This window comes from Endozoicomonas gorgoniicola, from assembly GCF_025562715.2.
GTDB lineage: Bacteria > Pseudomonadota > Gammaproteobacteria > Pseudomonadales > Endozoicomonadaceae > Endozoicomonas_A > Endozoicomonas_A gorgoniicola.
On the sequence record NZ_JAPFCC010000001.1, the window covers coordinates 2,532,824 to 2,544,676 of the forward strand.

The window sequence follows — 11,853 nt, forward strand, 5'->3', positions numbered from 1 at the left end:
CTGCATCATGAGCCTGAGAGATCTCAGTGAAAGCCTGGCCTGCATCAACCCCTATGGTGGGCTCAACATTCACGGTAACTGTGTACACTGTGCAATTCACACGGCAGATGTGCTGGTCAAAAACACCGTACCACACACCGTGGACGGCAGCCTCTTCTGGCTGCCGGGTCTGGCTGCCGGAGAGAGCGCATGTTTCAAACAGACATGGAACCGTCCCACACTACTGCTTGCCTATCTCATCGGCCAGGGTATCAACCAGGTCTACGCTGCCGAGACAGAAGACCATGCATACAACCTTGTTGTCGACAGTCGCCACTATGTCTATGTCATTGACAGCAATCAACAGTTTTATCGCCATATTCGCACCATCAGGGACTTTATCGCCACAGCGCATAATGAGTCGGTGTTCATCCGCTTTGAGGACGACTATGCCAACCCGCCCGGGGGCAGTAATCTCGATATCTACCTCTGGGGAGAACTTAGTCCGCATTGGCGCAAGATCATAGAGAGCAGCTATCTGGGAATATTTCAAACTGCAGGCGGAGCCTATACCATTTAGGAACAGCCCAAAACTAACTTCCTGCTTTTACCCTGCAAGAAAGCAGGCGCTGGCTGAGCCATCGCCACATACGTCGTAAAAGCTGATTACATTCGCTTGCCAGACTATACTTTCCTGCCAACTGACTCTGATGGAATGAAGGAAGATGACTGCAAGCCATCTTCTGCCTAACCGGCATGGAAGCCCTGACCTGACTGAGGGCGACACCCATGAGTATTGCCGACCGTGTTCACCACCTGCTCGAAGAAGAGCATATCCCTTATGACACCCTGCAACACACCACCAGCCACAGCTCTGTCCAGACCGCCATTGCTGCTCAAATACCACTGAACTCACTGGCCAAGGCAGTGATACTGAAAGATGACCTGAACGACTACCTGATGGCTGTTATTCCGTCATCCAATCGCCTGCAAATGCGCCAGGTTCAAAACTTTCTTGACCGTCCCGTAAAACTGGCCAGCGAAACCGATGCCCAAAAGCCGTTTTCAGATTGTCAGTTCGGTGCCATTCCACCGATTGCACGGGCTTACGAGATGTCCATGATCTGGGACGACAGGCTCAGCCAGGTTCCCGATATCTACCTGGAGTCCGGTGACCATGAAACCCTGCTTCATATTGACCAGGAAGGCTTTCAGCAACTGATAAAGGGCACCCCCCACAGCAACCTGTGCAGCCAGCCGAGGCATGACTCCAGACCCGACCCCTATGAGTCGTAATTCCAGAGTCAAAACCCATGACCGCCCAAAAAGCCAGCATACGCCCCTTAGTGACAGCTGTGACGTAATGGCTTGTAGCAACCTGAAAATGCCTGCCATTCGGGCGTCAGACTCAACTTACCAGGAATTCGGAACATTTTTTCTGTCAGCCTGTCCAATATTTCAGGCAACAGGATTAACGTTGCTACCACTTTCAAAAATTGCGTCCATACTTGAGAGCTACTCCATACTTGAAAGCTACCATGGAAGCTAAGCTATTAAATGGCATCTGAGCGAACCAGAGAGTGAGCCAGCTCCCGATTAGCCTCTAACATGAACGCCTGACGACGGCAGCTGCAATGAAACAAAGATTAAGTCTGCAAAATATTATTGGAATGGGATTCATGGTATTTGCCATGTTTCTCGGTGCTGGCAACCTGATTTTTCCGCCTCTGGCGGGTCAGCTGGCAGGAACCAACGTCTGGCTGGCAGCTGCCGGATTTCTGGTCACCGGAGTCGGACTACCTCTTCTGGGATTGGTCGTCATCGCCAGAGTCGGTGGCGGATTCAACGAAATCACCCGCGAATTGCCAAGGTGGCTGATCATTTCGATGGGCAGCTTTATATTCCTGGTGATCGGCCCTCTCTACGCCGTCCCCCGCACCTCAATGGTCGCCTACGAAGTGGGGATAGCGCCTTTTCTCAATTCACCTGACACCCTGTCCCGCCTGATATTCAGCCTTGTGTTTTTCAGCATCTGCGGTTATCTCTGCCTGAACCCGGGGCGTCTGCTGGAATCTGTCGGCAAGCTGATTACCCCTGCCCTGATTGCCCTGCTCATTATACTCGGTCTGTCTCCGGTCATAATGCCTCAGGGAACCCCGGTCGAGGCAACAGACAATTATGCTGCTAACCCCTTCCTGACCGGTTTCCTTGAAGGCTACCTGACCATGGATGCCCTGGCTGCCCTGATGTTTGGTATCGTCATTATCACCAATCTCCGCTCCCATGGCATAAACTCCACCCAGGCCCTGTTCCGCCACAGCGTAGTGACGGCTTTTATAGCCGCAATCGGGCTGGCACTGGTCTATGTTTCACTGTTTTATCTGGGAGCCACCAGTCGGGATATTGCTCCCAACCCAGATAATGGCGGCCAGATTCTTTCTCTGTATGTCTACGCCCTGTACGGCACCCCGGGCAAAAGCCTGCTGGCAGGTGTGGTGGCGCTGGCCTGTCTGACAACAGCGGTCGGTTGCATCACGGCCGCTGCAGAGTATTTTGATGGGGTATTCAAACCGTTCAGCTACCGGCCACTGGTTGTTGCCATCACAGCCTGCTGCATTGCTTTCGCAAACCTCGGGCTGAACCAGATCATTGAGTTATTTATACCTGTTCTGCTGATTCTCTATCCCGTCTGTATTGTCCTGATATTACTGGGACTGGTGCGGGACCTGTTTGCTAATCCCGTGCTGGTCTATCGCTCTACGCTTTCAGTCGCCCTGATTTTCAGTATTGTTGATACCATAAAAGAGGTTCATCATCCGCTGATTATGATGGTAACGTCTTCTTGCCAGCGACTACCCGGGTATGAGTTCAATCTCGGCTGGGCTCTCCCATGCGCTCTCTGTGTTTTAATGACAGGGATTCTGGGCAAAATAATACCTCAGGAACCTCTGCAGGAAGATCAGGCTTAGTGAGTTTTTCAAGCAGCTAAGCCTGCACTTTACCCACCCATATCAATCACCCTCCAAATTTTTCAGCGGGATTGCGGCTGTTCGCCATTGGCAAGTGTCAGGAGTTGCAGTAAGCTGCGCAGCATTTGATTGTTTGCCAATCATCTTTAGGTTCATCTATCTAAATCAACAAGTGTTCTCCATGATCCGTTTCCCGGCAATTACCGCTTTGATCCTTACCGCAGCGGCACTGACTGGCTGCCAGTCGTTTCCCCCCAAGGAACCACCCGCAGGCACAACAAAAACCAGAGAGGATCGACCTAAGGCTGAAAAACCGGTGTCCAAGCCTCAGGAAAAACCCACTGTCGAACAGCCTGCACCCGTACCGGAAGTCACCATTACACAGACGTATATACAGACGCCGGCTCATATTGACGGCAAACTGGTGCTGGGCTTTTCCGAAGAAGGTAAGCTGCCGGACCTGGACCTGACCATGCCTGCAAAAATTGATACCGGGGCTGCCCGCACATCTCTGGATGCACGTAACATACAACAGTTTGAACGCGACGGTCGCCCCTGGGTTCGCTTTGAGTTGCCACGCACCAGCAAAGGTGTTCGGAAACTTGAACTGCCGGTCCAGGATTTTATCTCCATAAAGCGCCCCGATGAAGAATCCCAGCGTCGTCCTGTTGTCAGCCTCACGATCCAGGTAGGTGACCTGACCCAGACGGTTGCTGTATCCCTGAATGACCGCAGCAACTTTGAATTCCCAATGCTGATCGGTCGTGACTTCCTTCAGGATCTGGCCATCGCCGACGTTGGCAAAACATACATTGCGACTGAAAAACCACTGAAAACAGTACGTCGTACCGTACCCAGGACTTTTGCACACGCCGTCGACCAGACCATCTACCAGAAAGTCAACGTCGCTGGCCTGCCCATTCTTGGAGCAGTGGAACAGGTTCAGCTCAACGGTGTGGATGAACCCTTACAAGCCCGGGTAGACACGGGTGCAGAAACATCCTCCCTGGATGCCCGTGACCTTGAAGAATTCGAGAAAAATGGTCAGCCCTGGGTACGGTTCAAACTGGTTTCCAATGAACAATCCTTCAATCTTGAACTGCCGATAAGCCGTGTTGCCCAGATCAAGCGCCATGGTGGTCTTGAATCCCAGAGGCGCCCTGTCGTCAGCATAAAGGTCAGGGTAGGCAACATTAACAAAATCACCGAATTCACACTGCGTGACCGCAGCAGTTACGAGTTTCCAGTCCTGCTTGCAGAACAATTCGTGGCCAACACCGCCCTGGTAGACGTCAGCGAGGAGTATATTGCAGACAAACTGCCAAGAGGTAATCAATGAAAGGCCGTTTTCAACTCAGTCTGGCTGTAGTGCTGCTTGTCGCACTCGGGCTGGGTCTCACTCTTTACAAGCATTTTGCTTTAGGCTTTCCACTGCTCCGGGGGGAAACCAATACGATATGGAGCATTGAAGCCGATGTTGAATTTATGGCCGACGGTGGCCCTGTCAAGGCAACCCTGACGTTGCCGGCCCATCAGTCTGACGTGCGTATCCTGGATGAATCTTTCGCTTCTCCAGGGTATGGCATCAACCAGTTTGACGATAATGGTCAGCGACGGGCGGAATGGAGCATCCGTGAAGCCAAAGGCCGCCAGACACTGTACTATAAGGTCAACCTGTATCCTGATTCTGTCAGCGACCCGGATCGTGAGCCTCCGGTAGAAAACGACACTCTGACCGTAAAACCAAGATTGCCAGAGCCCTATCAGACTGCAGCTGATAGTCTGCTCGAATCCGTAACCGAGCGCTCTGCTGATGCCCGCAGTTTTGCCGGAACACTAATCACCGAACTCCTGAATCCAAGCCCGAGCCAGAACACCAACATGCTGCTGGGCATGATCGATAATCGTGAAAGCCGTACACGCCTGCTGATTGACCTGTTAACCATGGCTGATATTCCGGTTCGCATGGTCAGGGGTCTGTATCTGGAAGACGGCCGTCGTCGCCAACCGATGCTGGACATGCTGGAAGTCTACACCAGTGATGGCTGGCTGATGTTTGATCCGGTCACCGGTGAATCCGGCAACCCTGCCAACTTCTTCCTGTGGCAACGGGGAGGTAAATCCATGCTGGATGTGATGGGCGGCACCCAATCAAGTGTTAGCTTCTCCATGATCTCCCAGGCGGTTCCAGCCCGTGATCTGGCTATCCGCAACTCTCAGGCGGACCAGGTGGCGCTGGTTGACTTTTCAATCTATGACCTGCCCCTGGAAGTTCAGAACGCTTTCAAAAACATTCTGCTGATCCCTATCGGAGCGCTCGTTGTACTGTTTATGCGGATTATTGTTGGTCTACGTACATCAGGCACCTTCATGCCAGTACTGATCTCGGTGGCCTTTCTGGAAACCCAGCTGCTACCGGGCCTGACCATCTTTATCACCATTGTCTCCATCGGCCTGTGGATTCGCTCGATACTCAGTCAGTTAAACATGCTTCTGGTGGCCAGGCTGGCAGCCGTTATGATCGTGGTCATTGGCATTATGGGTGCCATGAGCATCCTGAGCTGGAAACTGGGTATCACACAGGCACTGACCGTCACCTTCTTCCCAATGATTATTCTGGCATGGACCATCGAAAGAATGTCCATCCTGTGGGAAGAAGAAGGTCCAAAAGATGTGGTTATAGAAGGCTTTGGCAGTCTGTTAGTGGCGTCCATCAGCTACCTGCTGATGTCCAACCCAACCGTTGAACACCTGACGTTCAACTTCCCGGAACTTCTGTTTGCCGTTCTGGGTATTACCCTGATGCTTGGTCAGTACACCGGTTACCGTCTGCTGGAATTGCGACGCTTCAGACCTCTGGCTCAGGGGTAACGGGCTATGGAAGTCATTCGTCGTTTTATTGACAGCTTTGCCAAACCCGGCCAGCTTCGGGAAGCTGGTATTCTGAGCATGAACAGCCGCAACCTCGACTATGTCATCAAGTACAACCCCAGAAGGCTGCTGCCACAGGTGGATAACAAACTCACCACCAAGCAGATGGCACAGCAGGCAGGCGTTGCTGTGCCTGAGTTGCTGGGCGTGGTTTCCTACCAGTCCGAGATTAAAAATCTCAGTCAGTTACTGGCTGCCCACGAACACTTTGTGATCAAACCCGCCCAGGGCAGCGGCGGCAAGGGTATTCTGGTGATCACCGGCAGAGACGGTGACCGCTATGTCAAAGCCAGTGGCGACACCCTTGAGTTCGAGGATATCAATCGACATGTGTCGAATATTCTGGGCGGCCTGTATTCCCTTGGCGGCAAATCCGATGTTGCCATGATCGAAGGTTTAATTCAGGCGGACCCGGTATTTAACGACTACAGCTTCGAGGGTGTACCCGACATCCGCATGATTGTTTTCCGGGGTTTCCCGGTGATGGCCATGCTGCGACTCGCCACCCGGGCCTCCGATGGTAAAGCGAATCTGCATCAGGGTGCAGTAGGTGTTGGACTGGATATAGCCACCGGCAAAAGCCTCCGGGCGGTGCAGTTTGATAGCCCTATCAAGCTTCACCCCGATACCCGGCACAGCTTTGAAAGCCTGCAGGTACCCCACTGGGACCGTCTGCTGGAACTGACGGCTGCCTGCTACGGCATGACCGGACTGGGTTATCTGGGTGTCGACATGGTTCTCGACAAGCATCTTGGGCCACTGATTCTGGAACTGAATGCACGACCAGGGCTGGCTATTCAGATTGCCAACGGCTGCGGCATTCATCCAAGATTGCAAAAGATCGAAGCCATGCCCGACTGGAATATTCCAATACCAGAACGGGTCATTTTTTCCAAACAGCATTTCACCAGCCAGCACTTTTCCAGCTAGCACTTTTCCAGCTAGCACTGCAAGTAGCTATATTCATACAGCCCGCACTTTTGCGGGCTTTCTGTCTGGTGGCACATTAAAAACAGCTATGTAACAATTAATCGATATAGTCTGATAACAAACTCACATCATATAGCCACCACGGAAGGAAGCTGCAATGATTAAAAAGGCATATCTGTATCTTCCCCTTGGCGCACACCTCATCTCCATAAGCCTGCTTCTGGTTGCCCTGAACGGGAGCCTGTTCCGGCTGATTCCCTTCAACGTTGACCCTGGCCACCTGGTCTCCATTGTGACTATATTGACCATGCTGTCTGCCCTCGCCTGCTATCTGAATCTGTTTCGCGTCACCCGGCTGACCCCAAAGAAAATAATGACCCTTTCCGGCGCAACACTGGTTGCCAGCGGCCTCATTTTTGGCTTTGTGTTTGCGGCTGATACTACCGTTCCATCTCTTCCACTGGTGCTATTACTCTGCCTTCAGTCAATATCCCTGACCCTTTTGCACTACCTGCTTCAACCAGGACAGAAGAAACAGCCATTCACAGTTAATCTAATTAAAGGCGCAGAGAGCACACGCAGGGTATTCAGCCAGCACTTCAGGGAAAGCCTGCTTCAGCTAAACCAGCAAGACGACAACAATGAACTGACCGAACAGATTCTTGAGATCATTGATGCCACATTACACAAAACGCCAGCTGTTTTACTTCAGTATGAGAACAACGAATGGCAACTCAACAGCTACTCAGCGAAAGCAAAGCAGCAGGTTGACAGGGAACTGGAACAGTTTGTTTCGCCACTGACACAGCTGATCGATCATGATTCTGATGACCAGGTCCATTTTCAGGATAAACAGGGCAACAGTTTCTGGGGCTTCCACTTAAACGATGACGCTGAGCGTCAGCTTTTTCTGGTACTGTTTCCAGGAAAATATCAGCGGGAAACGATTACCCGACAACAGGCGCTTGATCTGTGCAGCCACATTAAAACCATTTTAAAAGCAAATCAGCAAACCCGCTTCTGGCAATTACAGGCCAGCCTGGACCCACTGACAGGCCTGCTAAACCGCAACCGCTTCTTTCAGGAAGCAGAACAACAGATTGAAGCCTGCAAACAACAGCAGTTGCCCTGCTGCCTTTTATTCGTCGATATTGATGATTTCAAACGAATCAACGACCAGTTCGGCCACCCGACCGGTGACAGGATTCTGGTTGAGATTGCCCATCAAATCAAAGACAGCCTGCGCCAACAGGATCTGATTGCCCGTTACGGCGGAGAGGAGTTTGTCATTCTGCTGCCCGTGACCTCTGCGTGGCAGGGAACCCGGATTGCAGAAAGGGTTCGTAACCGTGTTCAACAATATAATGCCAGCCCGCTCCCTGTGACCCTGAGCCTGGGACTGTCGGCAATGACGGGGGAAACAGGCAGCCTCAATCAGCTGATCAATGAAGCTGACAACGCCATGTACACAGCCAAGAAACACGGCAAGAATCGGCTGGAAGCTGGCCCTTCCTGCTCAGACCTTCGATTAAACTGGCAAGAGAGCTAATTCCGCAGAATATTATTCTTTAAATTACAAAATAAAGATGATAATTCTCTATTAATTCAGTTGATTTGCATCTTTATTGATTTATATCAAATTAAAGACTTTGCCGAAGTTCAGATACGTACTAAAACGCTGTAGAATGCGATCTATCTCAAAGGATGTCCGCAGACGCAGTACATCCCCCTATTCAATATCAACCTGCAGTATCGGTTCTGTTTGATATGTAAACAGTCGATAGGCACATAGAATAACAACCAGGAACAATGGATCGCGGGATTACTGCCAAGGGAAGGTATGCCGGGGACTACAGTACGTATCCCCGGGCTGAATGCATCGTGATGCATTATCCTGATCCAAAGCACACCACCGTCCGTATAATTGCAGGCAACATGCCCTGCTTATGCTGTGTCATGATGCAAAGATCAGTTTAGTGGTTGCCGGCAGGAAGCCGCTTCTTCCCGGGTCTCGTGGAAACCGGAGTAAGTTTCCCAGAAGATGTCACGAGGAACGTTATGATCCCCGCAGAAGTCATTGACCTGTCGCGCTTTCAGTTTGCCACAACAGCGCTCTATCACTTTCTATTCGTCCCACTGACCCTGGGCATGACTTTCATGCTCGCCATTATGGAGTCGGTTTATGTCATGACCGGCAAACAGGTCTACAAGGATATGACCCGTTTCTGGGGCAAACTGTTTGGCATCAACTTTGCTCTGGGTGTTGCCACCGGCCTGACCATGGAGTTTCAGTTTGGTACCAACTGGTCTTTTTATTCCTATTACGTTGGCGATATTTTTGGTGCTCCACTGGCTATTGAAGCCCTGATGGCGTTTTTCCTGGAGTCTACGTTTGTCGGTATGTTTTTCTTTGGCTGGGATCGCCTCAGTAAAGTCAAGCACCTCGCCTGTACCTGGCTGATGGCTATTGGCACTAACTTATCTGCACTCTGGATTCTGGTGGCCAATGCCTGGATGCAAAACCCGGTTGGCGCTGAATTCAATTTCGAAACCATGCGCATGGAAATGACCAGCTTTGCCGACCTGTTCTTTAACCCGGTTGCACAGGTCAAATTCGTGCATACTGTGGCAGCGGGTTATACCACGGGTGCTATTTTCGTACTGGCCATCAGTGCTTACTACCTGCTGAACAAGCGTGACATTGGCTTTGCCCGTCGCTCTTTTGCCATTGCCGCAGGCTTTGGCACCGCCGCCATCCTCTCCACCATACTGCTGGGCGATGAATCCGGCTATGAACTGGGTGACGTGCAACAGGTTAAACTGGCTACCATTGAAGCCGAGTGGCATACCCAGCCAGCCCCGGCCAGCTTTACGGTAATTGGCATTCCTGACCAGGAAAAAATGGAAACCAACTATGCCATAAAAGTACCCTACATGATGGGTCTGATTGCAACCCGTTCTCTAGATGAAGAAGTTCCCGGCATCAAAGACCTGATTGCCGATAAGATGGTTCGGATCGAAAATGGCAAAAAAGCGGTTGCACTTCTCGACCAGTTAAAATCTCCCGGTGGCAACACACCTGAAAATCGCGACGCTTTTTCAGATGTCGTTGATGACCTGGGTTATGGATTACTGCTGACTCGATACACCCACGATATTCCCAATGCAACTCCTGCCATGGTTAAACAGGCTGCACATGACGCTATTCCGACCGTCTGGCCGCTGTTTTTCTCATTCCGAATTATGGTTGGCTGCGGCGTGGTCATGCTGCTGTTGCTGGTGACAGCCTTTTATAAAACAGCCCGTCGCACAGAATACAAGAGCAAGCTGTTCCTGAAACTGTGTCTATGGTCGCTCCCCCTGCCTTTCATTGCCTGTGAAATGGGCTGGTTTGTCGCTGAATATGGACGTCAGCCATGGTCTATTTCCGGTATTCTGCCCACCTACCTGTCGGCCTCCAGTCGTACAGTAACTGACTTATATCTCAGTATTGCCGGTTTCACTCTGTTCTACAGTATTTTTGCGATCATCGAAGTCTGGCTGATGGTGAAATTTTCCAAACAGGGTCCAAGCAGTCTGCACACCGGACGCTATCATTTTGAACGACCACAAGCCATTACCAGCAATGAGCTTTCTGCACAACAGGCATAAGGAACCACGCCATGGATTATGAAGTATTAAAATTTATCTGGTGGGTTCTGATTGGCGTCCTGCTGATCGGTTTTTCCATCACGGACGGCTACAACATGGGAACCGCCAATCTGCTGCCGTTTCTGTCTAAAAACGACACTGAGCGTCGGATCATGATTAACGCCGTTGCTCCTCACTGGGACGGCAACCAGGTATGGCTGGTCACCTCTGGTGGCGCCCTGTTTGCTGCCTGGCCCATTGCCTATGCAACAGCATTTTCCGGTTTTTACTGGGCTATGATACTGGTATTGTTTACCTTGCTAGTGCGTCCCATGGCGTTTGATTACCGCTCCAAGCTTGAAGACCCAAGATGGCGAACCGCCTGGGACTGGGGACTGTTTGCCAGCGGTGCCGTACCCACCCTGGTATTTGGTGTTGCCTTTGGCAACCTGTTTCAGGGCTTTGGCTTTGAACTGGATAGCACCATGCGCTCTACATTTTCTGAGCATTTCTTTCACCTGCTGAATCCATTTGCCATTCTCTGCGGACTGGTCAGTGTCAGCATGCTGACCATGCATGGCTCTGTCTGGCAGAAACTGCGTGCCGGAGATCCTATTAAGCAACGTGCTTCTACTGTCGCTCGTTATGCTGCTGTTACAACACTGGCTCTGTTCACCATTGGTGGGTTCTGGGTTGCAACCATTCCCGGCTACGAAATCACCAGCCAGCTGGATCCTGCAGCGGTTTCAAACCCACTGAACAAAACCGTTGACATTGTCGAGTCAGGCCGCTGGATGGCTAACTACAGCCTTTACCCCATCACCCTGATTGCCCCTGCGCTTGCCTACCTTGGCAGCATTGGCGTTGTGCTTCTGGCAAAAAGTCGTTTTGCCGGTTTAACCTTCGTCTGCTCAAGCCTTACCCAGGCAGGGGTCATCCTGACAGCTGGCTTCTCACTGTTCCCGTTCATCATGCCATCCAGCACGATGCCTGATGCCAGCCTGACGCTATGGGATGCAACATCCAGCCACCTGACACTGAGCATCATGACATTTGTTGCGGCCATTTTTGTTCCTACCGTACTGGGTTACACCATCTGGTGTTTCTACCATCTCTGGGGACGGGTGACCGCTGAACATATTGCTGAAAACAACCACTCACTGTATTAAGGAAGTTAAATTATGTGGTATTTCGCCTGGATTCTTGGAGTACTTCTGGCCTGTGCTTTTGGGATTATTAATGTGATGTGGTATGAATTTCATGAGATGGATTTCGATAGTGATACCAACGGTTTAGAGGATTGAAACAATTTTTTGGGGATCAATTTCATTGGTCCCCAAGCTCAAAAACAGGGTCTTAAAATACCCAATCGTGAGCAAAAATAGCCTTCCTGAAGACCTTCCCTGTCTGACGC

Annotated in this window: 10 protein-coding genes; all 10 read left to right on the forward strand. The window is 51.1% G+C overall.

The genetic code is table 11. From position 1 onward, the window contains the following. Window positions 1-7 precede the first annotated feature (7 nt). The 10 genes from NX722_RS11560 (at window position 8) to cydX (ending at window position 11,743) form a co-directional block, all read left to right on the forward strand. On the forward strand, window positions 8-559 hold the full coding sequence (locus tag NX722_RS11560) for a hypothetical protein (RefSeq protein ID WP_262568102.1): 552 nt from the start codon (window positions 8-10) through the stop codon (window positions 557-559). Window positions 560-768: 209 nt separating this feature from the next. Next, complete coding sequence (locus NX722_RS11565; RefSeq protein WP_262568103.1) at window positions 769-1,275, forward strand: aminoacyl-tRNA deacylase; 507 nt, start codon at window positions 769-771, stop codon at window positions 1,273-1,275. 338 nt (window positions 1,276-1,613) lie between these two features. Beyond that, window positions 1,614-2,948: a branched-chain amino acid transport system II carrier protein gene (gene brnQ / locus NX722_RS11570; RefSeq protein WP_262568104.1), complete on the forward strand. Its 1,335-nt coding sequence runs from the start codon at window positions 1,614-1,616 to the stop codon at window positions 2,946-2,948. A gap of 181 nt (window positions 2,949-3,129) precedes the next feature. Further along, a complete protein-coding gene (locus tag NX722_RS11575; RefSeq protein WP_262568105.1) occupies window positions 3,130-4,287 on the forward strand; it encodes an ATP-dependent zinc protease family protein in 1,158 nt (385 codons plus the stop codon). Next, window positions 4,284-5,819, forward strand: coding sequence for an inactive transglutaminase family protein (locus NX722_RS11580; protein WP_262568106.1), 1,536 nt, complete (start codon window positions 4,284-4,286; stop codon window positions 5,817-5,819). The genes NX722_RS11575 and NX722_RS11580 overlap by 4 nt, the downstream gene beginning before the upstream one ends. A gap of 6 nt (window positions 5,820-5,825) precedes the next feature. After that, entirely contained in the window at window positions 5,826-6,809 is a 984-nt protein-coding gene (locus tag NX722_RS11585; protein WP_262568107.1) for an alpha-L-glutamate ligase-like protein, read from the forward strand. Window positions 6,810-6,966: 157 nt separating this feature from the next. Then, window positions 6,967-8,358, forward strand: coding sequence for a sensor domain-containing diguanylate cyclase (locus tag NX722_RS11590; RefSeq protein WP_262568108.1), 1,392 nt, complete (start codon window positions 6,967-6,969; stop codon window positions 8,356-8,358). Between the two features lie 509 nt (window positions 8,359-8,867). Continuing rightward, window positions 8,868-10,460 (forward strand): cytochrome ubiquinol oxidase subunit I, encoded by a 1,593-nt coding sequence (locus tag NX722_RS11595; RefSeq protein WP_262568109.1) that lies wholly within the window; start codon window positions 8,868-8,870, stop codon window positions 10,458-10,460. A gap of 11 nt (window positions 10,461-10,471) precedes the next feature. Next, window positions 10,472-11,608, forward strand: coding sequence for a cytochrome d ubiquinol oxidase subunit II (gene cydB, locus NX722_RS11600; RefSeq protein WP_262568110.1), 1,137 nt, complete (start codon window positions 10,472-10,474; stop codon window positions 11,606-11,608). A gap of 12 nt (window positions 11,609-11,620) precedes the next feature. Further along, window positions 11,621-11,743: a cytochrome bd-I oxidase subunit CydX gene (gene cydX / locus NX722_RS11605; RefSeq protein ID WP_262568111.1), complete on the forward strand. Its 123-nt coding sequence runs from the start codon at window positions 11,621-11,623 to the stop codon at window positions 11,741-11,743. Window positions 11,744-11,853 lie beyond the last annotated feature (110 nt).